This window comes from Variovorax sp. 05N34 (assembly GCF_056397405.1).
This window is the reverse complement of sequence record NZ_JBFTNI010000008.1, coordinates 197,683-222,547: the sequence shown is the minus strand read 5'-3', so window position 1 is coordinate 222,547 and position 24,865 is coordinate 197,683. Positions and strand designations below refer to the sequence as shown.

18 protein-coding genes are annotated in these 24,865 nt (G+C 62.4%); 11 read left to right on the top strand and 7 right to left on the bottom strand.

The window, feature by feature from the left end:
• Positions 1–12: 12 nt before the first annotated feature.
• The 6 genes from AC1DMA_RS22025 (at position 13) to AC1DMA_RS22000 (ending at position 11,523) form a co-directional block, all read left to right on the top strand.
• A complete protein-coding gene (locus AC1DMA_RS22025) occupies positions 13–2,001 on the top strand; it encodes an acetyl/propionyl/methylcrotonyl-CoA carboxylase subunit alpha (protein ID WP_478145580.1) in 1,989 nt (662 codons plus the stop codon).
• Positions 1,998–2,846 carry an enoyl-CoA hydratase/isomerase family protein gene (locus AC1DMA_RS22020; protein ID WP_478145485.1) on the top strand — a complete coding sequence of 283 codons (849 nt, stop codon included), beginning with the start codon at positions 1,998–2,000 and terminating at the stop codon, positions 2,844–2,846. The genes AC1DMA_RS22025 and AC1DMA_RS22020 overlap by 4 nt, the downstream gene beginning before the upstream one ends.
• Positions 2,847–2,848: 2 nt before the next feature.
• Positions 2,849–4,657: an acyclic terpene utilization AtuA family protein gene (locus AC1DMA_RS22015; RefSeq protein WP_478145484.1), complete on the top strand. Its 1,809-nt coding sequence runs from the start codon at positions 2,849–2,851 to the stop codon at positions 4,655–4,657.
• A gap of 93 nt (positions 4,658–4,750) precedes the next feature.
• Positions 4,751–6,187, top strand: coding sequence for an MFS transporter (locus AC1DMA_RS22010; protein ID WP_478126127.1), 1,437 nt, complete (start codon positions 4,751–4,753; stop codon positions 6,185–6,187).
• Positions 6,188–6,258: 71 nt separating this feature from the next.
• Entirely contained in the window at positions 6,259–7,989 is a 1,731-nt protein-coding gene (locus AC1DMA_RS22005; protein WP_478126126.1) for an IlvD/Edd family dehydratase, read from the top strand.
• A gap of 21 nt (positions 7,990–8,010) precedes the next feature.
• On the top strand, positions 8,011–11,523 hold the full coding sequence (locus AC1DMA_RS22000; RefSeq protein ID WP_478126125.1) for an indolepyruvate ferredoxin oxidoreductase family protein: 3,513 nt from the start codon (positions 8,011–8,013) through the stop codon (positions 11,521–11,523).
• 208 nt (positions 11,524–11,731) lie between these two features.
• Here the strand turns inward: AC1DMA_RS22000 and AC1DMA_RS21995 are convergent, their stop codons facing one another.
• The gene (locus AC1DMA_RS21995; protein ID WP_478126124.1) at positions 11,732–12,622 is read right to left on the bottom strand and encodes a LysR family transcriptional regulator; all 891 of its coding nucleotides are present in this window, start codon (positions 12,620–12,622) and stop codon (positions 11,732–11,734) included.
• Positions 12,623–12,961: 339 nt separating this feature from the next.
• Between AC1DMA_RS21995 and AC1DMA_RS21990 the strand changes: the two genes are divergently transcribed.
• From AC1DMA_RS21990 to AC1DMA_RS21980, 3 genes are all read left to right on the top strand, one after another.
• Positions 12,962–14,620: a thiamine pyrophosphate-binding protein gene (locus AC1DMA_RS21990; protein WP_478126123.1), complete on the top strand. Its 1,659-nt coding sequence runs from the start codon at positions 12,962–12,964 to the stop codon at positions 14,618–14,620.
• Positions 14,621–14,690: 70 nt separating this feature from the next.
• Positions 14,691–15,854 (top strand): acyl-CoA dehydrogenase family protein, encoded by a 1,164-nt coding sequence (locus AC1DMA_RS21985; protein ID WP_478126122.1) that lies wholly within the window; start codon positions 14,691–14,693, stop codon positions 15,852–15,854.
• A gap of 275 nt (positions 15,855–16,129) precedes the next feature.
• Positions 16,130–16,300 (top strand): tripartite tricarboxylate transporter substrate-binding protein, encoded by a 171-nt coding sequence (locus AC1DMA_RS21980; RefSeq protein WP_478126121.1) that lies wholly within the window; start codon positions 16,130–16,132, stop codon positions 16,298–16,300.
• A gap of 82 nt (positions 16,301–16,382) precedes the next feature.
• Here the strand turns inward: AC1DMA_RS21980 and AC1DMA_RS21975 are convergent, their stop codons facing one another.
• The gene (locus AC1DMA_RS21975) at positions 16,383–17,282 is read right to left on the bottom strand and encodes an AraC family transcriptional regulator (RefSeq protein WP_478126120.1); all 900 of its coding nucleotides are present in this window, start codon (positions 17,280–17,282) and stop codon (positions 16,383–16,385) included.
• 171 nt (positions 17,283–17,453) lie between these two features.
• Between AC1DMA_RS21975 and AC1DMA_RS21970 the strand changes: the two genes are divergently transcribed.
• On the top strand, positions 17,454–18,413 hold the full coding sequence (locus tag AC1DMA_RS21970) for an aldo/keto reductase (protein ID WP_478126119.1): 960 nt from the start codon (positions 17,454–17,456) through the stop codon (positions 18,411–18,413).
• A 576-nt stretch (positions 18,414–18,989) separates the two neighbouring features.
• On the opposite strand, the gene AC1DMA_RS21965 is transcribed toward AC1DMA_RS21970, so the two are convergent.
• The 5 genes from AC1DMA_RS21965 to AC1DMA_RS21945 all read right to left on the bottom strand — a co-directional run bounded on the left by AC1DMA_RS21965 (position 18,990) and on the right by AC1DMA_RS21945 (position 23,686).
• Positions 18,990–19,730, bottom strand: a complete 741-nt coding sequence (locus AC1DMA_RS21965) for an ABC transporter substrate-binding protein (RefSeq protein WP_478126118.1) — start codon at positions 19,728–19,730, stop codon at positions 18,990–18,992.
• A gap of 26 nt (positions 19,731–19,756) precedes the next feature.
• Positions 19,757–20,554 (bottom strand): MBL fold metallo-hydrolase, encoded by a 798-nt coding sequence (locus AC1DMA_RS21960; RefSeq protein ID WP_478126117.1) that lies wholly within the window; start codon positions 20,552–20,554, stop codon positions 19,757–19,759.
• A 2-nt stretch (positions 20,555–20,556) separates the two neighbouring features.
• Positions 20,557–21,528: a Bug family tripartite tricarboxylate transporter substrate binding protein gene (locus tag AC1DMA_RS21955; protein ID WP_478126116.1), complete on the bottom strand. Its 972-nt coding sequence runs from the start codon at positions 21,526–21,528 to the stop codon at positions 20,557–20,559.
• A 62-nt stretch (positions 21,529–21,590) separates the two neighbouring features.
• Positions 21,591–22,637, bottom strand: coding sequence for an Ldh family oxidoreductase (locus tag AC1DMA_RS21950; protein ID WP_478126115.1), 1,047 nt, complete (start codon positions 22,635–22,637; stop codon positions 21,591–21,593).
• Positions 22,638–22,672: 35 nt separating this feature from the next.
• The gene (locus AC1DMA_RS21945; RefSeq protein WP_478126114.1) at positions 22,673–23,686 is read right to left on the bottom strand and encodes a Bug family tripartite tricarboxylate transporter substrate binding protein; all 1,014 of its coding nucleotides are present in this window, start codon (positions 23,684–23,686) and stop codon (positions 22,673–22,675) included.
• 115 nt (positions 23,687–23,801) lie between these two features.
• Between AC1DMA_RS21945 and AC1DMA_RS21940 the strand changes: the two genes are divergently transcribed.
• Positions 23,802–24,737, top strand: coding sequence for a LysR family transcriptional regulator (locus AC1DMA_RS21940; RefSeq protein WP_478126113.1), 936 nt, complete (start codon positions 23,802–23,804; stop codon positions 24,735–24,737).
• Positions 24,738–24,865 lie beyond the last annotated feature (128 nt).

The window sequence follows — 24,865 nt, the reverse complement described above, 5'->3', positions numbered from 1 at the left end:
CGCGACAACTCCATGAACGCTCCTACGCCCTTCTCAAAGATTCTCATCGCCAATCGAGGCGAAATCGCTTTGCGTGTGATCCGAAGTGCGCATGCGCTTGGCTATCGAACGGTGGCCGTGTACTCCACGGCGGACGCCCAGTCAGCCCACGTCATGGCAGCAGACCAGGCGGTCTGCGTTGGGGAACCGCTCCCGGCGCAGTCCTACCTGCGCATTCCCGCCATCATCGACGCTGCTCGAATCAGCGGCGCCGACGCCGTGCACCCCGGCTACGGTTTCCTCGCGGAGAACGAAGACTTTGCGGCTGCCTGCCGCGATGCAGGCCTGGTCTTCATCGGCCCGTCGCCCGAGGCGATCCGCGCCATGGGCGACAAGGCAGGCGCCAAAAGTCTCATGACCGACGCCGGCGTCCCGTGCATACCCGGATACCAGGGAGAAGACCAGAGCGAACAGCGCCTGTCAGAAGAAGCCGCCCGCATCGGCTATCCAGTCATGATCAAGGCAACAGCCGGCGGCGGGGGCCGTGGCATGAGGCTGGTGCAGTCGGGCGTTGAATTCGCCGACCTGCTTCGAAGTGCCCAGTCCGAAGCGATGAACGCATTCGGCGATTCCACTGTCATTCTGGAGCGGGCAATCGTCGAGCCGCGGCACATCGAGATTCAGGTCTTCGCTGACCGGCATGGCAATGCGGTGCATCTGGGCGAGCGGGACTGCTCCGTGCAGCGTCGGCACCAGAAAGTGATCGAGGAGGCACCGTCTCCGGTAGTGAACGCGGAACTGCGTTCGCGCATGGGTGCCACCGCTGTTGCAGCCGTCAAGGCCATTGCCTACGAAGGGGCGGGCACGCTGGAGTTTCTGCTGGATCGTGAAGGCAACTACTACTTCATGGAGATGAACACGCGGCTCCAGGTGGAGCACCCGGTGACCGAAGCTATCACCGGGCTGGACCTGGTGGAGTGGCAGTTGCGCGTGGCGGCGGGTGAGACCCTCCCCCTCTCCCAGGACGAGATCCGCTTCTCCGGCCATGCCATAGAGGTGCGCTTGTGTGCTGAGGACGTGCGAGCCGGCTTCATGCCCCAGAGCGGGACGATGCGCCGTTGGGAAGTGCCCCAAGGGCTGCGCGTGGAGCATGGCCTGCGCTCGGTCACGTCGATCCCGCCCTTCTACGATTCCATGATTGCCAAGCTGATCGCGTATGGGACGACGCGAGACGGTGCTCGTCGCCGCTTGATGCGCGGCATTGAAGATACCGTGGCGCTGGGTGTGCGGACGAACCAGGAATTCCTGGCGCGTTGTCTGTCGCACCCCGTTTTCGCCGCTGGCGGAGCAACCACCGCATTCATCGCCCAGCACGAATCGGATTTGGTGCCGATCGACGCGAAGGCCATCGAGAGAGCGGCCCTAATTGGCGCCTGGCTGCTGCAAGAGACGGGGGAACATGCCCAACATGACGCGAGCAGTCGCGGCCTGACCCACACGCTGCCGCTCGGAGTGCGTTTCGCACTTGATGGCTCGCAACTTGTGGCGAGCATCTCGCGGATTCAGCCGTGGCGCTTCAAGCTCGTGTTCGAAGGGAAGGAGCACGTACTTGAATCGGTTTGCGTCAGTGAAAACGAAGCGCGATTCCTCTTGGACGGCGTGATGGAGAGCGTTGCGTATGACCGCGATGGCGCCAGCCTCTGGTTTCGCCACGCGGGTCGACCGCACGAATTGGAGGACCAAACGCGCGCCGCGGCTTCGCGCAAAGACGCAGGTGAAGGCGATGGGCGCGTGCGGGCGTCCATGAATGGCCGGGTCGTGTCCATGCTCGCGGCGGTGGGCGACAAGGTTGTTTCAGGGCAGCCTCTACTGGCTCTTGAAGCGATGAAGATGGAGCACATCCACAGTGCCCCAGTGCAAGGTGTAGTTACAGCCGTTCACGTCAGCATTGACGAGCAGGTGCAGGCGAAGGCATTAGTCGTCGAGATCCAGCCGGATGAAGTGCAAGGAGCCGAGAAATGAGCAATTGGTCGCTTCCCGACGCAGAGGTCCTCCATGACAAGCGCGAGCGGTCGTTCTGGATCACCATCAACCGCCCTGACAAGCGAAACGCCATTCACGCGGGCGTCATCGCCGGCATTCGGGAAGGTTTGCGCGCCGCGCACGCCGATCCCGAGGTAAGGGTCATCGTCTTGACGGGCGCCGGCGAGAAGGCGTTTTGCGCCGGCGCCGACCTGCGGCCGGGCGAGGGGTTCGCACTCGATCTCTCGCGCCCTAACGGCGACTACGCTGACCTGATGCGTGAGGCTCAAAGTGCCACATTGCCGATCGTGATTCGGGTGAACGGCATTTGCATGGCTGGCGGCATGGGGCTGCTGTGCATGGCCGACATGGCTGTAGCCGCCGACCACGCGCTGTTCGGCCTGCCTGAAGTGAAGGTCGGATTGTTTCCAATGCAGGTGCTCAGCCTGCTGCAAGACTTGGTTCCGATGCGGATCGTTCGCGAATGGACGCTTACGGGCGAGCCGTTCGCGGCGGAAGAGGCGCGCCAGGCGGGGTTGGTCAATCACGTTGTCCGCTTGGCCGATCTTGACGCCAAGACACAGTGGCTCATCGCCCGCATCGTCGACAAGTCGCCCGCGGCGATCCGAAGGGGAAAGTACGCGATGCGCGCAATCTCGGCCATGTCGTTCGACCAAGCGATTGCGTACGCTGAGAACCAGATTGCGTTGATGCCGATGACTAACGATGCCCGCGAAGGCATGGCCGCCTTCAACGAGAAGCGGAAACCAAATTGGACAGAACCCTGGAGAGCTTCGGCCCCGAGTCAGCTGGGGAATCGACTCAACAAGAGCAAGGAGACCTGAGCATGGCCGGCAAGACAGTCAGGATCGGCGGAGCCTCCGGGTTCTGGGGTGACAGTATGGTGGGCGCACCGCAGTTGGTGGCGTCCGGGGGGGTCGACTACCTGGTCTTCGACTACCTGGCCGAAACCACAATGGCCATCCTGGCCGCCGCGCGCGCGAAGAAGCCGGAAATGGGCTACGCGACGGATTTTGTCGACTCCGCAATGCGCCAGGTGCTTCCAGAGATCATGACGCGCGGAATCAAGGTCATCGCCAACGCCGGAGGCATCAACCCGCAAGGTTGCGCGCATGCGCTCCAGGCGCTCGCCGCATCAATGGGCTTGTCGCCGCGTATCGCGGTCGTGGAGGGCGATGACGTGAGTGGCCTCATGTCAACACTGCGCGAAGAGGGCGTGCGCGACATGTTCACCGATGAAGCGCTGCCGCCGCGTGTGCTGAGCGCCAATGCCTACCTGGGTGCATTCCCTGTGGCGTCGGCGCTGGCCGCAGGGGCCGACATCGTGATCACGGGGCGTGGCGTCGACAGTGCCGTGACGCTGGGGGCGCTGATCCACGAATTTGGTTGGACACCCGAGGACTACGATCGCCTGGCCATTGGAAGCTTGGCGGGCCATATCATCGAGTGCGGTTGCCAGGCCACCGGGGGCCTGTTCACGGATTGGCAGAGCGTTCCCGATTGGGCTCACATTGGCTATCCCATCATTGAGTGCGCCGATGACGGCAGCTTCGAGTTGACCAAGGCCGCAGGAACCGGCGGGCTGATCGATCGGGCCTGCGTTGTCGAGCAGATGCTCTATGAGATCGGTAATCCCGGTGCCTACCTGCTCCCGGATGTCAGCTGTGACCTCCGGCACGTCACAGTCGAGCAAGTGTCGTCGGAGCGCGTGCGCGTCAGCGGTGCGCGGGGGCGCGCGCCGACCAGCACGTACAAAGTGTCCGCTACGCAGCTCGACGGCTATCGATGCGCGGGGATGATGGCGATCGTGGGCATCGATGCATGTTCCAAAGCTCGTCGTACCGGCGAAGCGATCATCGATCGCACGCGGGGCATCTTCAAGCAGATCGGCCTGGCCGACTACGCCAACGTGCAGATCGAATTGTTCGGTTGCGAATCGCTCTATGGAGCGAATGCGCGTACGCGTGCCTCTCGCGAAGTGATGGTTCGCGTGGTGGTCGATCATGCGGACAAGAAGGCCCTGGAGATCTTCGCCCGTGAGATCGCGCCGTCAGGCACGTCTTGGTCGCCAGGCACAACGATGCCGGCCGGCGGTCGCCCCTCGCCCTCCGCACTCATCAAGCCTCTTTCCTTCTTGCTCGACAAGGCCCGCGTGCCTGTTCGGGTTTGCTTGGACGGCGCGACGATCGAAAGCAGCGCACCAACCGCTTCCACATCGGATCCTCGCTCCGCCTCTCAGGCTCCGCCGCTCGCCAGCCCCGCTGCATGGACCGATCCCGTGGACGAGGCTCAAGTGGAAGTTCCACTTGTTCGGCTGGCGTGGGCACGTAGCGGCGACAAGGGGAACATCTCCAATATTGGCGTCATCGCTCGGAAGCCTGAGTGGATTGCACTGTTGTGGGCTCGCTTGACGCCCGAGGCGGTGAGGGACTACTTCGCCCACCAGGTGAAGGGTCACGTCGAACGCTTTTACCTGCCGGGCACGGCTTCACTGAATCTGGTGATGCACGACGCCCTTGCCGGAGGAGGCCCAGCCTCTGCACGTTTCGACCCATTGGGCAAGGGGAACGCGCAGATCCTCCTTGACATGCCCATCAGAGTTCCAGCCTCGATCGCCACCCAGATTAGCCTGTAACCGCAATCCAATCCAGCAAGTCAAACGTACGCTTCTCTATGCCTCGGTTCCAGCAGAAGTGGAACCATCCAGACATAGAACGGAGACGACAAGATGCCGGAGTTCATTGCGCCGAACGGAGCGCGCGCCGCCCCGGATCGCGGCACGTGCGACAACAAGATCGACCTCGGCGGGCTGCTCGACGCATCGCCGGTGCGTCACGGCCACGTCTTCACCGTGGCGATGCTGTTTCTCGTGTTGCTGATCGACGGCTACGACCTGGCGGTGACCGGCCAAATCTTGCCTGTAATTGCGTCAACGCTCGGTGTCCCAACCGCAAGCCTCACCGGCGCCTTCGCGTTGCAGCCCATGGGACAGGCGATCGGCGGCCTGCTGCTGTCGCCGCTGGCCGATCACTTCGGCCGCAAGCGCGTGCTGATCGCACTGTTGGCGTTGTTCTCGATCGCCACATTGCAAAGCGTGTTCGCCACCTCGATCACCAGCTTTGGGGTGACCCGCTTCGTCGCTGGCGTGCTGGGAGGTGGCCTGCTGCCTGCTGCCGCCAGCCTGGTTGCCGACATTTCATCTATCAAGCGGCGCTCAACGATGGTAGGCATCGTCTACGCCGGCGTGGCCGTTGGCACAGTGGGTGCCAGCGGCCTCGTGGCCTTCTCGCTCGACCGCATTGGCTGGCAGGGCATGTATGTGATCGGTGCGTTGGCACCGCTCCTGATGATCTTGCCGATCGTGCTTTTGATGCCCGAATCGCCACTGCACCTGGCCCGCACTGCCGCCCCATCGAGCGACATTCATCGTGCCCTGCGCAAGCTGAGCATTGTGGTGAAGGCCGACACCCGCTTTCGCGAACCCGCCGCCCGGCGCCTCGGCGCCCGCATCTCGATCATCGAGATCTTCAGCGACCATCGCGCAGTGTTCACCACCGTGCTCTGGTTCACCTGCATCTGCGGACAAATCAGCGTCAACCTGTTCGGCATCGGCGCGGCTTTCTTCCACGAATTCAAGGGCGTCCCGGTCGCCAGCTATGCGGCCTACGCCTCGATGGCCGGCGTGGCGTCGATCATCGCCGGACTCTCAACCGGCTTCGTGATTGATCACTTCGGGCGCTACCCTGTGACCGCTGTGTATGCGCTGCTGGGCGCACTGTCGCTGTTCGGGCTTGCCATCTTTCCCTTCGGCAGCCCGGCTTTCGTGGCGGCAATCGCCAGCGCCGGCTTCTTCATTGTCGGCACTTACCAGTCGCTCAACATCATCACGCCAATCGTCTATCCGGCCGCGCTGCGCAGCGCGGCAGTCGGTTGGAAAGGTGCTGTCTCGCGCTTCGGCAGTAGCGCTGCACCACTCATCGCCGCAGCGTTGCTGGCGCAACAGATGGGCCTGAAGGTCGCCATGTGCGCCGCAGCGGCACCGATGCTAGTGGTGGTGCTGTTGGCACCGTTGCTGGCCGTGCTGGAGCGGCGCATGCGCTCGCACGACCCTGCATCGTCGAATCGATCGACAAGCCCATCTGCGTCTGGGGGACGTGTGGCGTAAGGCTGGCCGGTAACCCCAAGCCGTCCGAGCACGAGCGACCCCCTCGATGTCATTGATAGAAAGACAAGCGTATGTCCGGTAAAGAAAAGGGCGAGCTGCGATCGCAAGCCTGGTTCAAAGGAAAAGGTGCAGAAAACTTTGCAAACCGAGGCTGGGTTCGCAGCCGGGGCGTGCCGATGGATCACTTTGACGGACGGCCCGTTGTCGGGATCTGCAACACCTGGTCTGAACTCACCCCATGCAATTCGCATTTCCGGGACTTGGCTCAACACGTTCGCGAAGGCATCCTGGAAGCGGGCGGCGTGGCCATGGAGTTCCCGGTCATCTCGCCCGGCGAGATGCTGACTCGGCCGACGGCAATGCTGCTGCGCAACCTATGCAGCATGGACGTCGAAGAGACGTTGCGCGCCAATCCGCTGGACGGGGTGGTTCTGCTGATGGGCTGCGACAAGACGACCCCGGCGCTGCTGATGGGCGCCGCCAGCGTCAACCTGCCGACCATCGGCCTGTCCGGAGGCCCCATGCTCAACGGCAGCTTCCGGGGTAGGGCCTTCGGCGTCAAGGATGCTTGGAACCTGGCGGCGGACCTGCGCGCCGGTCGTGCCAGCAACGAGGACTTCGAGGAGGCCGAGAGCTGCCTCACCCGCTCCGTGGGCGTGTGCAATGTGATGGGAACGGCTTCGACGATGGCCTCGATGGTCGAAGCGCTTGGCATCGGGCTGCCCGACAACGCGTCGATTCCCGCCGTTGATGCCAGGCGTCGAGTGCTCGCGCGCATGGCGGGCCGCCGCATCGTCGAGATGGTGCGGGAGGGTCTCACGCTGGACAAGCTGCTGACGCGCAAGGCGTTCGAGAACGCCATCGCGATCAACGCGGCCATCGGCGGGTCGACCAATGCCGTCATCCACCTCACAGCGGTGGCGCGGCGCATGGAAGTCCAGTTGGACATCGAGGACTGGCACCGGATCGGGCGCAACGTGCCTACGCTGCTCAACCTCCAGCCCTCGGGCAGCTACATGATGCAGGACTTTCATGAAGCCGGCGGCCTGCCTGTGATCATCCGCGACATGTGCGAGTCCGGCATGCTGAATGGCGATGCGCTGACCGTGACCGGCAAGACGCTCGCCGAGAACAATGCCAGCGCAACCTGCATGAACCCGGACGTGATTCACAGCGTGGCGAAGCCCTTTATGGCGAACTCGGGTGTGGCCATCCTGCGCGGCAATCTGTGCCCGAACGGCGCCGTCATCAAGCCTTCGGCAGCCGAACCGCGCCTGCTCAAGCACAAGGGGCGTGCGGTGGTGTTCGAGAACCAGGACGACCTCAATCAGCGTGTCGACGATCCCGATCTCGAGGTCGATGCGGATTCGGTCATGGTCCTCAAGAACTGTGGCCCCAAGGGATTTCCGGGCATGCCGGAGCTGGGGATGCTGCCCATCCCCGCCAAGCTGCTGAAGCAGGGCGTGACGGACATGGTCCGCATCTCGGATGCTCGCATGAGCGGTACGTCTTTCGGTGCCGTGGTACTGCACGTGTCGCCGGAGGCGGCAGTGGGTGGCGCACTCGCCTTGGTGCGTGATGGCGACCTGATCGAGCTCGACGTCGCCGCGCGGCGACTGGAGCTGCTCGTCTCTGAACCCGAGTTGCAGCAGCGCATGGCCGCATGGAGGCCGCCTGCCGCTCCGGCCAGTCGAGGCTACGTCAAGTTGTACGTCGACACCGTCAACCAGGCCCACGATGGCTGCGACCTGCAGTTCCTGGTGGGCAAGAGCGGCAGCGACGTGCCGGCCGCCCAGCACTGACCCCCGATGAGGAGAGAGATTTTGGATACCGCCCTGGCTCGCGACGTCGCAACCCTCGATGACCGCTACCGAATCAACGACGACTGGGTCTACATGACCGGCATCCAGGCGCTGGTGCGCCTGCCGCTGCAGCAGCGCGCCCGCGACGTCGCAGCTGGATGGAACACAGGCGGCTATGTCTCCGGCTACCGCGGCTCGCCATTAGGACGCTATGACATGGAGCTGTGGGCCGCCGAGAAGGCGCTCAAGGCCGCCAACGTGGTGTTCCGCCCTGGCCTCAACGAGGACCTGGCGGCCACCGCGATCTGGGGCTCGCAGTACGTCGGGACCTTTCCCGGCGCGCGCGTGGATGGTGTCTTCGGCATTTGGTACGGCAAGGGCCCGGGCGTGGACCGTTCGGGCGATGTGCTTCGTCACGCCAACCAGGCCGGCACATCGCCCAAGGGCGGCGTGCTGTGCCTGGCGGGTGATGACCACGGGGCGAAGAGTTCCTCGGTCGCCAACTTCTCCGATCCCATCTTCATGGCAGTCGGCATGCCTGTGCTCTACCCATCCAACACGCAGGAGCTGTTGGACTACGGCCTGCATGGAATTGCCATGAGCCGGTTCTCGGGTTGCTGGGTCGGCATGAAAGTTGTGACCGACGTTGTCGAAGGCGGTGGCTCGGTCTACGTCGGTGCGGACGCTCCTGCGATCACACTGCCCGAGGCGCCGAGCCGGCCCACCGACCCGTTCGGGGCGGGCTATCAGATCCGGGCTTTCGATCTGCCGCTTCCTCAGGAGGATCGGCTGTACAACCACAAGCATTCCGCGGTGATGGCCTATGCCCGAGCCAATCAGCTCAACCAGATCGTCGCCGCTCCGCACGGAGCCGGCGTCGGAGTCATCGCCGCCGGCAAGGCGTGGCAGGATGTCCTGCAGGCCCTGGGGCGTGACAGCGAGACGGCGGGCGGCGGTCATGCGCGGTTGGCCAACCTCAAGCTGTTGAAGGTCGGGTTGGTCTGGCCCCTGGATCCGCAGATCGTGCGCGAATTCGCGCATGGGCTGCACACCGTCGTGGTGGTCGAAGAGAAGCGGCCTATCCTGGAAGACCAGATACGAACCATCCTCTATGGCAGCGCGAACGCACCGCGCCTCGTGGGCAAGCAGTTCGAGGGCGGGCTGTTTGACTCGGTCCCTACAGACATCGCTTTTCCGAACGCCAACGAAATTACACCGACACGGGTGGCCGAGGTGCTGGCTCGGGTGCTGGGATTCGACCTGCCAGCGCCCGCGCAACCCGCTGGCTCATCCGTGAAGGCACCCGGACCCACACGCGTGCCCGGGTTCTGCTCAGGCTGCCCGCACAACCGCTCGACCAAGGTGCCTGAAGGCAGCCGCGCGCTGGCTGGCATCGGATGCCACAGCATGGCGCTGCTGATCAACCCGCAGCAGACCACCACGTGGTCGCATATGGGCGCCGAAGGGGTGATGTGGCTCGGCCAGCAACCCTTTACCGCCGAGCGCCATGTGTTCGCCAACATCGGCGATGGCACCCTGGCGCATTCGGGCTACCTGGCGATTCGCCAAGCGGTAGCGGCGCAGGTGCCCATCACCTACAAGGTCCTGTACAACGGCTTCGTGTCCATGACGGGTGGACAGCCGGTCGAGGGCAACCTGAGCCCGCAACAGATCCTCGCGGGCTTTGCGGCAGAGGGCATCCTCAAGATGGCGGTCGTGACGGATGAGCCGGAGCGCTATGCCGGAGTCGCGCTTCCCAAGGGCGTCGCAGTGCACCACCGCACGGCCATGGACGCTGTGCAGCGTGAATTCCGCGAATATCCTGGTGTGTCGGTGATCCTGTACGACCAGGCTTGTGCGGCGGAGAGGCGTCGGCTTCGCAAGCGCGGCAAGTTGCCTGATCCCGACCGACGCTTGTTCATCAACGCGGCCGTGTGCGAGGGCTGCGGCGATTGCGGCGTGGCGTCGAACTGCATGTCGATCGAGCCGCTGGAGACGGAGCTCGGCCGCAAGCGCCGCATCAACCAGGGAAGCTGCAACAAGGACTACTCCTGCGTGGAAGGCTTCTGCCCCAGCTTCGTCAGCGTCGAGGGCGGAAAGCCACGACGCGCCTCGGTGCGCGCCGAGGCACAGGCGGCATCGCAGCGTCCCTACACGCACGATTTGCCCGAGCCCGCCATTGCACCGCTGCAACACGCCTACAGCGCGCTGATCTGCGGCATCGGCGGCACGGGCGTGGTGACCATCGGCCAGACTTTGGCCGTGGCCGCGCATCTTGAGGGCCAATACAGCTCGAGCCTCGACGTCACCGGGTTCTCGCAGAAGTACGGCGCCGTGACCTCGCACGTGCGATTCGCACCCGAGGCTCAGATGCTGCATGCCACGCGCATTGCCGACGGCGAGGCCGATGCCTTGATCGGCTGCGACCTGGTCGTCGCGGCGTCAGACGAATCACTCTCACGGCTGCCGGCCGGTCGCGGGCGCGCAGTGGTGAGCACCGGTCTCGTGCCGACAAACGACTTCGCGCGCAACCCAGATTGGCAGCTCGACCCGAAGATGCTCATCGAACGCATCGAGGCTGCGGCGGGAAAGGCCGACCTCGTATTGCTGGATGGCGAGCGCTTGGCCACCGCACTGGTCGGCGATCCGATCGGCATCAATATGTTCATGCTAGGTCTCGCCTGGCAACGCGGGTTCATCCCGTTGAGCAGAGTGGCGATAGAGCGGGCTATCGAGCTCAACGGCGTGGCCGTTACCATGAACAAGGAAGCATTCCTCTGGGGTCGACGCGCCGCCCACGACCAACCGGCGGTCGAGCGCTACCTGAAGGCGCAGCAGCCGGCACACGTTATCACCTTTGTTCCACGACAGACCCGGGGGCTCGACCAGACCGTCGCGCACCGCATCGAGCACCTGCGCGCGCACAGCGGCCAGGTACATGTGCAAAGGTACCGGGGGTTGGTGGAGAGGGTGCGCCAACTGGAAGCCGGTATCCAAGGGGGTGATGCGCTGGCCAGGGCCGTGGCACACAACTACCACCGACTCCTAGCGACCAAGGATGAGTGGGAGGTAGCCCGCCTGTTCACGCACCCCGACTTCCGATCGGCGCTGGAGCAGGAGTTCGAGGGCCCGATCCGCCTGCGCTTTCACCTTGGGGTCTGGCCGTTCGCCCGGCAGGACCCCAATGGTGGCAAGCCCGTCAAGGGTGATGCGGGGCCCTGGGTGCTTCTGGCGATGAAGTGGATGGCGCGGATGCGTGGGCTAAGAGGGAGTTGGCTCGATCCATTCCGCAATACGGCGGAGCGCGCACTGGACCGTCAGTTGCTACTGCAGTACGAACACGACATGCAGGCTGCCCTGTCCGACTTGCGTGCTGAGACCTTGCCCGTCGTCATCAAGCTGGCCTCGCTACCTCAGACGATCCGAGGGTACGGCCACGTGCGACAGGCACAGGCCACGAAGGCGGCTGAGGTCAGAGAGAAGCTGCTGCAAGAGCTCGAGCTCGCGCGCCAGCAACTGGCCCGCGCCGCCTAACCAACGGACGATGTCATGGAACTAGACGGCGAACCGCGCGCCATCGTTGGGACGCAGGCCTACTCGATGCGGCTGACCTGTCGTAAGGAGCGGCGGGATACATGCAGCCGAGCATCTTTGCGCACGTGTCTTTGTGCGTCCGAGCCCTGTGGTGCGACTGGCCCGCGCAGTTTCAGTCAATAGACCAGTGGAGAGCGCGTACGTTGAATCACACCGGCAAGAACACCTTCTCCGCGATGCCCTGACTCACAAGCTCCTCCACAGCGACGCGAAGTGCGCGCGTTGCCAGGCTGGCAGGGCGCCCCTTGCTCCAGGCGAGCATCCGTGTGGTCTCAAGGCCGCGTACAGGAATTCCTTGCAACCCGCGCCATACATCAGATGTACCCAGCGCAGACCTTGGGACAACGGCATGACCCACCCCTAATCGCGTTAGCTCGGCAGCTGGATTGCCGCTGTGAATTTGGACAATCGGGCGCAATGCACCGTATCGCTCCTCGTAGATGCGCCGCAACCCCGGCGCGATAATGATCGGCATCTGCGGCAAATCGCGTGCTGCAATGCTCTTTCGCTTGCAAAGCGGATGGCCAACAGGGCACAGAAGCACAGCTTCCTCGCGCAAGAGAGGCTGCAACACAATGTCGTCGCGAGGCTCGACTTCCGTGACGAGTCCGAGATCCAACGTACCGATGGCCAAGCTGCGCAACATCTCGTCGGTTGTCCCTTCCGATAGCTCAAGCTGCACCTGCGGATATTGAGCGTGGAACCGCTTTACCAACGGTACGTAGAGGACGCGTCCCGCGCTGGCAGGCGCCGCTACGCGCACAGTGCCACGCATTCCGCGACTGAACGTGGCGACATCGCTTGTCGCACTCTCGACCTCCCGCAGAATGAAGCGCGCACGCTCCAACAGCAAGTGGCCGCTGTCGGTGAGCTCGACACCGGCAATGCTGCGCCGAAACAAGGCCCCCCCAACTTGATCTTCTAATCGAAGCATCTGACGACTGACCGCTGACTGCGCGATATGCAAGACCACAGCCGCGGCACTGATGCTGCCGCTGTCCGCAACGGCGACGAAGTAGCGAAGCTGGCGCAGATCCATGGGATCCTCCACTTGTAGCGTCCATGCTCATCTTAGATGGTTAGGACCTGAAATCTATGCTTTTCAGGTGTGGATTCCGTTCACACAATGCTGCCGCAGGAGACTGTCGAGGCTCTAGGCACACGTTGAGTTTTTAAGGGAGCGAGAGCGGTGCAGATGGCGGCCACCCGCTGTCCGCGCCTGGCTCGCCTAAGGCCAAGAACCAGGTTGACTCCCATCCATGACCGACGTGACGACTATTCCTAAAGCGCCTGACCCTTCTCAAGAGTTTCTCGACACGCTCCGCGGCGTCGTTGGGACGTCGAATGTTCTAGCAGACACCGACCTAAGAGGAACAACGTGAACACCAACGTCGGCGATGCCGTCGCCTGCTTTCTGGAACAAGTCGGTATCAAGACCGGCTTTGGCATCATCTCCGTTCACAACATCCCAATATTCGACGCAATTGCGCGGCGCGATCGCATTCACATGGTGATGACGCGGGGCGAAGCGGGCGCCTCGCACATGGCCGATGCATTTGCGAGAGTGACCGGAGGACTTGGCCTTCTTGTGTCAAGTACCGGGCCTGGCGTGGCCAACGCAATCGCAGGTTTGGTGGAGGCGCGTTTCGCTGGTACGCCTTTGCTGCACCTCACTGGTCAGGTCCCCAGCAAGCTGATCGACCGCAACACGGGCACCACGCACGATGCACCGGACCAGTTAGGCCTAATGCGTGCGGCCTGCAAATCAGCCTATCGCATCCGTACGCCTGAAGAAGCCTGGGGCGTATTGACACGCGCCGCGACCGAAGCTTTGACCGCACCCAAGGGACCCGTCAGCGTCGAGATCCCGATCGACCTGCAAAAAACGGTCGTCTCATTGCCCCCGCAGCTCGGCATGGACTTTCGTTTGCCAATCCCAGAACCGCTACAGCCGACAGAGGCCCAGATGGACGCTTTGGTCGATCAGGTGATGAGCGCGAAACGGCCGATGCTGTGGGTCGGCAATGGAGCGAGGCACGCCAGCGCGGAAATACAGGCACTGGTGAGCTTGGGTTTCGGGATGGTAACCAGCCATGCCGCGCGTGGCGTCGTGCCCGAAGACCATCCGATGAACTTGGGAGGCATGAATGGCACCGGCGTGCAGACCGTTCAGGACTTCTATCGAACAGTCGACCTGATGCTCGTGGTCGGTTCGCGACTGCGAGGCCAGGAGACGGTTGACAACACGACGCCGCTGCCTGAAAAGCGCATCCACATCGACATCGACCCGGCCGCCAATGGCCGCACCTACAGCAATGTGATGTTCGTGCTTGGCGATTCACGCCTCGTAATCAGTGGGCTGGTCAAGCGTCTGAAGGACCGTTTGCAGCCGAACGTCGGGTTCGCGAAGGAATTTCAAGCGATGAAGCTTCGCGCGCGGGAGGAGTTCAAGGCGACCCTTGGTCCGTATGCAAGCTTTGCCGATCAGCTCAGACGCGTGGTGCCGCGCAACGCACTTTGGGTGCGAGACATCACCGTCGCCAATTCCACCTGGGGAAACCGGCTCTATGAAGTCTACGGTCCTCGAGACGCCGTGCACCCCATCGGCGCAGGTATCGGGCAGGGGTTGCCGCTGGCCATCGGAGCGGCAGTAGCGGCGGGCGGGCGCAAGACGGTGGTGCTGCACGGCGACGCCGGCTTCATGATGCACGTTTCCGAGCTTTGGACCGCCGTCCAGGAGGGACTCGACATTCTCTTCATTGTCATGAATGACGCAGGCTATGGCGTGATCCGACACATGCAAGATGCGGCGTTCGGAGGACGACGCGTCTACGGGGATCTCATGCCGCCCGACTTCGCCAAACTGGCTGCCGCGGCGTCTGCGCGCTATGCGTGTGTGAAGTCGGCGAACGCGTTCGGCTCTACCGTGCGCGACCAACTGGAGGCGCCTGGCATCTGCATCTTGGAAGTCGACATGCAGGCCGTGGGGGAAGCACCTCCCTATTACCCGTACATGCCAACCAAGAAGGCGCCTTAGTCGGTTCGGACGAACTGGCGTGGCCTGGTCCACTCAGGTCGCGCGTACCCATCCCTAAGGAAAGTAGTGAATGAATTTTGAACTGACCCCAGAACAGGAGCAGATTCGCGACGCGATCGAGCGCGTCTGCGTCCCGTTTGATGCTGACTACTGGCTGCGCAAGGATCAGGAAGGTGGATTTCCCCACGACTTCCACCGAGCCCTCGCAGAATCGGGCTGGCTCGGCATCGCCATGCCGGAAGAGTTCGGAGGCGCCGGACTCGGTATCAGCGAAGCCGCCTTGATGATGCACACGATTGCGGCCACTGGCGCCGGGCTCTCGGGTGCATCAGCCGTTCATATGAACATCTTCGGCTTGCATCCCGCAGTTGTGTTCGGATCTACCGCTCAAAAGGCACGTTGGCTCCCTCCCTTGATCTCAGGAAAGGAGAAGGCGTGCTTTGGCGTCACCGAGCCCAACACCGGATTGAATACGCTAAAGCTCAAGACCCGCGCGATACGCCAAGGTGATCACTATGTCGTGCATGGACAGAAGGTCTGGATCAGCACGGCCAAGGTGGCCAACAAGATCTTGCTCCTGGCACGCACCACGGCGATCGAAGAATGCCAAGGGACCGACGGCTTGAGCCTGTTCTACACCGACCTTGAGCGGACCAGCATCGAGGTTCGCGAGATCGAGAAGCTCGGCCGCAAATGTGTGGATTCCAACCAAGTCTTCATTGACGGACTCCGCATTCCGGTCGAAGACCGCATAGGGGAAGAAGGCAAGGGCTTTCAATACATCCTGCATGGCCTGAATCCGGAGCGCATCCTGATTGCCAGCGAGGCCGTTGGTTTGGGACGCGCCGCGCTCAGGCGTGCAGCAGGCTATGCCAATGAACGAGAGGTTTTTGATCGTCCGATCGGCAAGAACCAGGGCGTTCAGCATCCTCTGGCGAAGTCTTGGATGGAGTTGGAAGCAGCCCACCTCATGGTTCAGAAGGCCGCTTGGCGCTACGACCGACACCTGCCATGCGGTGCCGACGCCAATAGCGCCAAGTACCTCGCCGCTGAGGCCTGTTACCACGCGTGCGAGAACGCGATCTTCACGCACGGGGGAATGGGGTATGCCAAGGAATATCACGTTGAACGCTACATGCGCGAAGCCTGGATTCCCCGCCTTGCGCCGGTGAGCCCGCAGCTCATTCTTTGCTTCATTGCAGAGAAAGTACTCGGACTTCCCAAGTCTTACTAAAAAGCTAAGGAAATTCGCGTCTGTTTACCCCCAGAGTCCCGCCCGATGACGTCTCCGCCCTATCCGGCCATTTTCTAGACTGCAGTCAGGCGGCTTCCGGCTTGTCGATCTTCGTTATTGAAATCATTCGGGGTCAGGGGGCCGAGAGCCATGCGGTTGTGATGGTTGTCGTAATGCTGTCGAGCCTTCAACGTAAGCGGCCGGCGAACCCATCTTGAATTCGCAGTAGGAGCAAAGGATGCTCGTATCCATTAACTCTGGACCGAACCCAAGACTTGGACACGATTGACTTGATCTTTCTGACCAAGGCCCGCAACCGTCCCGGCGCTCTGTCGTATGCGTCTCCGGGCAACGGCAGGCCGCACCACATCGTCCTGGAGATCTTCAAGGCCCACGCTGGAGTCCAGATCCTGCACGTCCCTACAAGGGCGCGCCGCCGGCCTTGACCGACCTCATCGGCGGGCAGATCCCGATGATGATGCTCGATCCCGCCACCACCAGCAAGGACAGTATGGCAGTAAGCCGATCTCAGGCCACCACTGCCAAGCCCGGCGAAGCGCGCAAGCGGGCTATGTCGCGCGCTGGCGGTTCACCAAAGTGGCGGCGATATTCGCGAGTGAACTGCGACGAGCTTTCATAACCCACGCGGAAGGCGGCAGTCGCAGCGTCGATTCCCTGGACCAGCATCAGGCTGCGCGCCTCCTGGAGCCTTAGCTGCTTCTGGAATTGCAGCGGCGTCATCGCCGTCACGGCACGAAAATGCTCGTATAGGCTCGACGGACTCATACCTACTTCCGCGGCAAGCCGCTCGATGCTGAACCTTTCCCGGAAGTTCTGCCCGATCCACGCGATGGCGCGGCCAACCTGAGCCACCCGACCCTGGCTGGAGGTGATGTGGCGCATCCTGGCACCGTCCGCGCCGGCGAGCAGGCGATAGAGAATTTCCTGCTCGGCCAGCGGCCCGAGCACCGGCAGCGCCGCCGGATCGTCGAGCAGACGCAGCAGGCGTAGCGCCGCGTTGAGAAGTTCGGCCCCGGCGTCTGACACTGTCTTGCCTATGGACAGAGATGGCGCTCCCCGCGGCGCCGGCACGCGCAACGCCAAGTCCCCCAGCATGATCGGATCGAAATCGAGGTATAGGCAGAGATAGGGCTTGTCAGGCGTCGCCTCAACCACATGGCCTATAACCGGCAGGTCATAAGTCACAACCCCATAACGCCCCGGTGCGTATCTGAACACACGGTCGCCCAACGTGACCTCTTTGTGCCCCTGAGCAACGAGGCACAGCTGCGGCCGATAAACGTTCGGCATCGGCATCGTCACCGTGGAGGATCGAACAAGCGTCACACGTTCGATGGGGGTGGCATGGAAGCCATCCTTCGAGACGTGTCGGGCAATCACGGCCGCGATTTCGGTCAGTGTTTCCATGAACCCGACTATCACACGCACACGAAAGCGCAGCAATGCGAACCGCGGCTTCTAGAGGATTAGGCAGTAATCCCGGCGCATCGGGATAACGGTTCGACGTCGCTGCGCATCATATTGCCAGCAGCGGCTTGGTCACAGTGAACCTGGCTGCAGAACAAGTATGGAGCGAACATGACAATGGATAATCTGAAGGTCCCCACGGTCGCACTGGGGACCTGGGCTTGGGGCGACAGCGGTGAGACCGGCAACGGCTATTTCGGAAGCCCCCTCACTCGAGCTGGCCTGGAAGAGGTCGCGCACAAGGCACATGCGGCCGGCCTCACCCTGTGGGATACCGCCGCGGTGTACGGCATGGGTCGGTCAGAGACCGTACTCGGGGACGTTCTGAAGCGCTACGCCCGCGGCGACTACCAGCTCTCCACGAAGTTCACGCCGCAGGCCGCTGGCACTAGCGATGATCCGGTGGCGGACATGCTGGAGCAGAGTTTGGCACGCCTCGGCACCGATTACATCGACCTCTACTGGATTCACAATCCAGCAGATGTAGCGCGGTGGACTCCGCACCTGATCCCGCTGCTAAAGAGTGGGAAAGTCAGACATGTGGGCGTCTCGAATCACAATCTGAGCGAAATCGAGCTTGCCAACCAAATCCTTGGAGAAGCCGGGTTCCGGGTCGAGGCCGTCCAGAACCACTATAGCCTGCTCTACCGCGGCTCTGAAGATGCTTGCATCCTGGACCACTGCCGCAACCAAGGCATCCCATTCTTTGCCTATATGGTGCTTGAACAGGGCGCCTTGACCGGCAAGTACAGTCCGGAGAGCCCGCTGCCGAAAGGCAGCAGCCGGGCGGCGACTTACGATGGCATGCTGTCTCAGTTGAAGGCTCTGACGGACAGGCTCGCCTCGATCGGCCAGAAGCAGGGTGCCGCAGCTCCCGATGTCGCGACAGCTTGGGCGATCGCCAAGGGCGCGATGCCGATCATCGGCGTCACCAAGCCCTATTACATCGATGGTCTGGTCCGAGCTACCAACATGACGCTCACCAGCGATGAGGTTGCGGAGCTAGAAGCTCTTGCCGATGCTGCCAACGTGAACACCCGCGGGTGGTGGGAAAAGGAGATGCAGCCTTGACGGCGAAGCCCACTACAAGAAGACGGCGGGTTCTGCGGCGCAAGCAGGCCTCAGTTGCCCAGTTGCCCAGTTGCCCAGTTGCTCGGACCTACGCTGCGGATACTTGCCTTGCTCGCGCATGAACGACACGGACTCACTCAGAGCCCGTACGATCTTCTCTTTGGCCGGCGAGAGCTTGGAGACGCAGAGGCCAGTCTTCTCCGCAATCAAAGCGCCCCAAAGGTGCGCCTCTGGCGCTTTAGCGGCTGCGGCGACTTCGTCGTCTAAGCAGCTCTGCTCGCGCACGCTCGACTCCAATTGCCGTAGTCCTTCCCACGAGCAGCCGCCGCCACGCGAGGGCGGCCTCTCGAATCTCAATTCAAAAGAGGATGCAGCGCCCAATGCGCGGTGAACATAGCTCTGGGTGTCCGTGCGACAGGGGCACCCATACTGGTTTTAGTAGTCGCAGAGCCCGACCGCCCTACCCATTCATGACGGTGCCCGCCATGCACCTTGCACCCGAGGTTGACAGTATTCGGGTTGGCGAGAAATCGCAGGACGATTGCGACATCTGTGACTCTTGCTTGCTGCGGGTATTCAATTCGATTGCGGCGGTGCAACCAATGCGCCTTTGATGTCATGGCGAGCCATAGCGTCGGCAACAAATCCTGAAGATTTCATATCTTCGACGAACTCGCCTAGATAGTTGGCTGCTTCCATGCCTCTGCTGCGCGGTGTTCCCATCGCTTGTTGAATCACCATGAACCTACCCGGCAGAAGTCGCAGCCCATTCAACCTCGCCGAGTCTGAGGCAAGCTGCTGACGCACGCCCGCGGCCACGTCAACCTTCTGCGCGAGAAACTCGTCCACGACGATGGGTGACGTGTTGGCGCGAACGATCTGGGCATTCTTGAGTTCGCGGCTCAAGTAGAGATCGTATGCGCTGCCCTTGCCGACCATGATCCGCATGCCTTCGACATCCACCTGCTCGTTGCTTTCGATATTGGAGTCAATTCGCACGAGGTAACTTCCCTCGATCAGGATGTAGGGTGCCGTGAACAGGAGGCCTTCGCCGCGCAGCGGATCGACGGCAAAGAAGCCAACGTCAGCCTGCTCGCCGGTGACAGCGGTCACCGATTTCCCTGCGGCATCGAACACTACAGGCTGGAATTCAACCTGCAGGCGCTTTGCGAGTTCGGTGGCCAGGTCGACCGATACTCCGGCTGGCAGGTTCCGGCCTGCATCCCACCGTGCGAGGATCGGATTGCCAAGATTGATTGAGGCGCGCAGCACGCCAGTTGGCGCAAGCGCAGAACGGATCGTAGCAGTGACTGGCATAGGGGTGTTTCAAAAGTGAGGAGGTCTCAAAGCTCTGCGCGGGACCCGATGAGCTCGGAGAAGATGCCGCCGGGTGACTTTCGGCATAAATCGACGGTAGCTGTCTGGGCGAGGCTCTGTGAAAACCACGCCGTGATCACGGCGCTGCGTTCTCCCAGGTAGACAGGTTGGCCTGCCTCATCAAGCTGCATTGGGAGGTCATGCCCGGGAATCAGCAACGTGCCGGGTGTGCGTCGCCACGTTTCCCAGATCCGTTCCAGAGTGCCGATGCTCGCAGGGCGATCACTGGTGTCACTGACGTCCATTGTGAGAAGCTCCGCGCGGTTCTTCGCCGCATCGCCTGTGAACAGCACCGGCACTTCGCTTTCTGCGAGCAGGTACATCAGGTGGCCGAGCGTATGCCCCTCGGAGGAAATGGCTGTGATCCCGGACAGGAACTCGTCACCCTCATCGAGCATGCGAACCCGGTCAAGTCGCCGCAATTCCCGAACGTAGAGTTCTGGCAAGGGATTGAAGCCGGGCTGCGCCGCAGCGGCCCACTCAAGTTCCCTGCGCCCGACCCAGATCGTTGCCTTGGGAAACAGCGTGAAGTTGACCGCGTGGTCGTAATGCACGTGGGTCAGGACGACGTCGGTGACGTCTTCTGGCGCGACACGGCGTTGCGCGAGCTGCTTCGCAAGGGGTTTGCGGACGCCGAACGCGCCCACGTCCACGAGAACCGTCCGCTGCGCGCCGCGCAGGAGCGAGATGGTGCTCCACCCGAGACCCCCGTGGCAAACGGCTCGCCCCGGAAAACCCTGAATCAGGACATCAACCTTGTACATGCCTACTCCGGCTTGATGTTCGCATCCTTGACGAGCTTTCCATACCGATCAAGGTCGGAGCGGATACGTTCGCCAAACGCAGCCGGGGTGCTTCCCACAATCTCGTAGCCGCCCTCAGTGGCAAGCCGGTCTGCGACTTCCTTGACCTTCAGTGCCTTGGTCACTTCGTCGTGGAGGCGATCGATGATCGCCGCTGGTGTGTTCGCAGGCGCCAGCAGTCCCTGGAACTGCGTGATGTCAAACCCCTTGTAGCCGACCTCTTGCATGGTCGGCAGGCCTGGCAGCGACGACGCCCGGCGGGGGCCGGAGACCGCGAACGCCCGGAGCTTTCCGCTCCGGACAAACGGCGCGGCCGTGACCACCGTGTCGAACGTAAAGGAGAGTGTGCCGCCGAGCAGATCGGCTAGCGCAGGGGCCGCGCCCTTGTACGGCACGTGCGTGTACTCTGCGCCGCTCATCAGACCGAACATGACGCCAGCCAGATGCCCTCCACCGCCCACACCGGTCGAGCCATAGCTAAGGTGCCCCGGCTTCGCCTTGGCTGTCGCCACCAGCTCCGTCAGGTTCTTGATCGGCGATGCTGCCGGAACGGTCAGGGCATACTGGTAGCTCGTCACTAGGCTGATGGGTGAGAAATCCTTGACCGGGTCGTACGGGACCTTTGCATAGAGCACCGGGTTCACCACAAGCGGGCCGCTTGCGAGCAGGACAAGCGTGTAGCCGTCCGGGGCCGCCTTGGCCACCGCGTCCGTTCCGATCATGCCGTTGGCGCCCGGCTTGTTGTCGATGATGACGGGCACGCGCAGCCCTTCGGCCATCTTCTGGCCGACGATCCGCGCCGTAATGTCCGCGGCGCCGCCGGCAACGTAGGGAACGACGATGCGAATCGGCTTGCTGGGATAGGCTGATTGCGACTGCGCATCGCCTCCCGTCGCTGCCAGCAGCATCACTGCGTACAGGTGAATGGCCTTCATCTTGAGTCTCCGTGTTCTTCATGGGCCGGCCAGATCGTGGGGCGGCAGGCCTGCCCGGCTGCCTAGGCCTTGGCCGCGTGCTCGTCGAGCAAAGCAAGCACCGCGGGATCCAGTGCAAGGCCGTCGCGCCGATGACGCGCGAGGTTGTTCAGTTCGATCTCACCTGGCACGAGGACGGGTCGCAACGCCTCTACGGGGGGGCTGGCATGCAGGATCGCCGCGAAGTCGTTCATCCGCTCGCTCAGCCATGCGGTGGACCCGAGGCGCCGCGTGTCCATCAGGAAGAAGAAGTGCCCGAGGTTCTGTGGCTCGTCAGGCGCATCGACCCATGACTTCACATGCGTGAGATAGGCAGCGCCGGACAGAAGGCCGGCGAACAGGTCGACCAGCAGCGCGAGGCCGTAGCCTTTGTGCCCACCAATTGGAAGCAGGAACCCGTCCAGGGCCGCCGCCGGGTCCGTTGTGGTCCGGCCGTCTTTGTCCGTGGCCCACGTGTCGGGAATTGATTCCCCGCGCTTGAGGGCGTTGCGGATCTTGGCACGAGCGGCAACGCTGATGGCCATGTCGAGCAGGAACGGGTTGCCACCGGGATTTGGCACACCAAAGCCAACCGGGCTGTTGCCCAGGCGCGCATCGCTGCCGCCCCATGGCGCGATTGTGGTGGTCGCATTGCTGCCGATGATGCTGGCGAAGCCGGCCTCTGCTGCGATCAGCGAGTACGGCGAGACCGGGCCGAAATGGTTGCTGCCGCGTGCGAACGCAATGCCGACCCCAGTCTGCTTGGCCGTTTCCATGGCTGCCTCCAGCGCACGCATGCCGACAAGCGGGCCGACACCGTTGTCGCCATCGACGCTCACGATGGCGGGCGCACGCTGCTCCACTTTGATGTTCGGTCGCGCCTTTATGCCGCCGACACTCAGGCGCTCCCCATAGGACTCGACGCGGCTGAGGCCGTGCGTCGACAAACCGAAGAGGTCTGCCGTCACCAGAATCCTGGCGACATCCTGAGCATCCTTTGGGAGCAGGCCAAGGCCCTCGAAAGCCTTCGCACCAAGTTCAAGCAGTTCGGACTCCAGCAGGACTCGTTTTTCAGCAACAGTGGTGTTCATGATGTCTCGAAAAAAATGAAGTGATGAAGGGGGACTCAGTCGACCTTGAGCCCGGCCTTGCGGACCACGTTGCCCCAACGTTCGCGCTCGGCTTTGATGTATTTGGCGAATTCGGCTGGCGTCATGGGAGCCGCCGTGCTGCCGTCTTCCTCGAGCCGAGCACGTACCGCCGGCACGCTCAATGCCTTGACGGCGGCGTCATGCAGCCGGCTCACGATCTCGGGCGGCGTCTTCGCTGGCGCAAGAAGACCGAACCATTGAGAGCTGTCGAAGCCGGGATAGCCGAGTTCGGCGACGGTAGGCACCGCGGGAAGCGCTGACAGGCGTTGCGGCGAGCCGCTCGCAATGATCTTGATCCTGCCTGCCTTGGCCTGTGCAATGAAGCCCGGAGGGCCGGCAGAGGCAGCGTCCGTGTTGCCCGCCAGCAGGTCGTTGAGCTGTGCTCCCGTGCCCTTGTACGGAACATGAGTCACATCAATGTTGGCGGTGACCTTCAACATCTCGAAGGCAAGATGACCCGCGCTGCCGTTGCCGGCAGAGCCATAGTTCAGCTTGCCTGGCTTTGACTTGGCCAACGCGATGAACTCCGGCAGGGTTGCTGCGGGCACCTTCGCTCCGACGGCGAACACCATTGGCACCTTGGCCAGCAAGGCAACTGGCGCGAAGTCCTCATCGCTGTACGGCAGCTTTGCAAACATTGCCGGATTGACGGCCAAAGTGCCCACATGCCCAAGGACGACGTTGTAGCCATCCGGTGCCGCGCGTGCCACTTCCTGCATGGCGATGATCCCGGAGCCGCCCGCCTTGTTGTCCACGATGACGGCCTGCCCAAGCGTCTTTGACATCTCGTTGGCGATGAGGCGCGCAATGACGTCAGAACTGCCACCGGGACCGTAGGGCACGACGAGGCGTACTGGCTTCTCGGGCCAAGCGGCGTGGGCCAAGGGCGTTGCGGCCGCCATCACGGTGGTTGCCAGAACGCCGAACACGCGGCGTATAGAAAGGCGAAGCGAACTTCGGGTGGTGCCAACGTCGGGCGAAATGCTCATCAATGTCTCCTTGTTGATGCGGCCCTTGATTGCAGCCGCTGCTGAGGGTTGATTGTTCGCGGGGAGCCGCTTCGGTGTAAATTGCAAAGATTCGTTCTACCTTTGCGTGAAACGCATGAATTTCGATCTCGCGGATCTGCGCGCCTTTCTGTCCGTTGCGGATTTCGGTAGCTTCCGGGTTGCCTCTGAAAACTTGCACCTGTCGCAGTCGGCACTGTCTCGTCGCATCGACAAGCTCGAGATGGCGCTCGGCATCAAGCTCTTCAGCCGCACGACGCGGAAGGTGGAACTGACGACGGTCGGCAGGGCTTTCGTGCCCAGGGCTCAAAACGTCATGCGCGAACTGGAAGACGCACTTGTCGGCATCAAGGACACGACGGAACGCATCTCTGGCCTGGTGACGATTGCTTGCGTCCCGTCTGCCGTGGGTTACTTCCTACCAGGTCTCATAAAGCGGTTTCACGCTTCGTATCCGAGGGTACGCATCCGACTTATCGATGAATACTCTTCGGAGGTCCTTGTCGCAGTAGCAAGGGGAGATGCCGACTTTGGTTTGACGTACATCGGCACCCAAGAAGCTGACATCGATTTCGCGCCCCTGTTGGAAGAACGATTTGTTGTCGCATGTCCTGTGGGGCATCCTCTTGCGAGGCGGAAGCGGCTCACCTGGACTGAGTTGTCCGAGTATGAGTACCTGACGCTTGCGCAGGGAAGTGGCAACCGTTTCCTGATCGATCAAGCACTCAGCCGCGTTGATCGAAAACCGCAGTGGACCTGTGAGGTGCGTCACGTCCCGGCTTTGGTGAGCCTTGTCGAAGCGGGGCTCGGCCTGGGCGTTGTCCCGCGACTGGCAATGCCTCCAAAAGGACATTCCGGGCTGATCAGCGTCCCGCTTGAAGATCCAGAAATCACGAGGGTGATCGGGTTAATCAGGCGACGCGGGCGTGAACTCATGCCGGCGGCCCGACTGTTTCATGACATGCTCTTGCGTGCACGCGTGGACAAGAGGACTGAAGATCGCCCGCGGCAACGGGGAGAAGACAAGACATAATCCGTCGGGTCACGCACGAAAGCTCATTGGACGGCGACGACTGGATTGGCTCGCATTTGTGAAAACTCGACGAGCGTCATAGAAGGATGCTCACGTGAGTGCAGGGCAAGGATGACGGACTCAAAGCG

Excerpts from the sequence above, each read along its gene's own strand:
- AC1DMA_RS22025 (WP_478145580.1), top strand. The coding sequence starts at position 13 with ATGAACGCTCCTACGCCCTTCTCAAAGATTCTCATCGCCAATCGAGGC.
- AC1DMA_RS22020 (WP_478145485.1), top strand. The coding sequence starts at position 1,998 with ATGAGCAATTGGTCGCTTCCCGACGCAGAGGTCCTCCATGACAAGCGC.
- AC1DMA_RS22015 (WP_478145484.1), top strand. The coding sequence starts at position 2,849 with ATGGCCGGCAAGACAGTCAGGATCGGCGGAGCCTCCGGGTTCTGGGGT.
- AC1DMA_RS22010 (WP_478126127.1), top strand. The coding sequence starts at position 4,751 with ATGCCGGAGTTCATTGCGCCGAACGGAGCGCGCGCCGCCCCGGATCGC.
- AC1DMA_RS22005 (WP_478126126.1), top strand. The coding sequence starts at position 6,259 with ATGTCCGGTAAAGAAAAGGGCGAGCTGCGATCGCAAGCCTGGTTCAAA.
- AC1DMA_RS21995 (WP_478126124.1), bottom strand. The coding sequence starts at position 12,622 with ATGGATCTGCGCCAGCTTCGCTACTTCGTCGCCGTTGCGGACAGCGGC.
- AC1DMA_RS21985 (WP_478126122.1), top strand. The coding sequence starts at position 14,691 with ATGAATTTTGAACTGACCCCAGAACAGGAGCAGATTCGCGACGCGATC.
- AC1DMA_RS21975 (WP_478126120.1), bottom strand. The coding sequence starts at position 17,282 with ATGGAAACACTGACCGAAATCGCGGCCGTGATTGCCCGACACGTCTCG.
- AC1DMA_RS21970 (WP_478126119.1), top strand. The coding sequence starts at position 17,454 with ATGACAATGGATAATCTGAAGGTCCCCACGGTCGCACTGGGGACCTGG.
- AC1DMA_RS21965 (WP_478126118.1), bottom strand. The coding sequence starts at position 19,730 with ATGCCAGTCACTGCTACGATCCGTTCTGCGCTTGCGCCAACTGGCGTG.
- AC1DMA_RS21960 (WP_478126117.1), bottom strand. The coding sequence starts at position 20,554 with ATGTACAAGGTTGATGTCCTGATTCAGGGTTTTCCGGGGCGAGCCGTT.
- AC1DMA_RS21955 (WP_478126116.1), bottom strand. The coding sequence starts at position 21,528 with ATGAAGGCCATTCACCTGTACGCAGTGATGCTGCTGGCAGCGACGGGA.
- AC1DMA_RS21950 (WP_478126115.1), bottom strand. The coding sequence starts at position 22,637 with ATGAACACCACTGTTGCTGAAAAACGAGTCCTGCTGGAGTCCGAACTG.
- AC1DMA_RS21945 (WP_478126114.1), bottom strand. The coding sequence starts at position 23,686 with ATGAGCATTTCGCCCGACGTTGGCACCACCCGAAGTTCGCTTCGCCTT.
- AC1DMA_RS21940 (WP_478126113.1), top strand. The coding sequence starts at position 23,802 with ATGAATTTCGATCTCGCGGATCTGCGCGCCTTTCTGTCCGTTGCGGAT.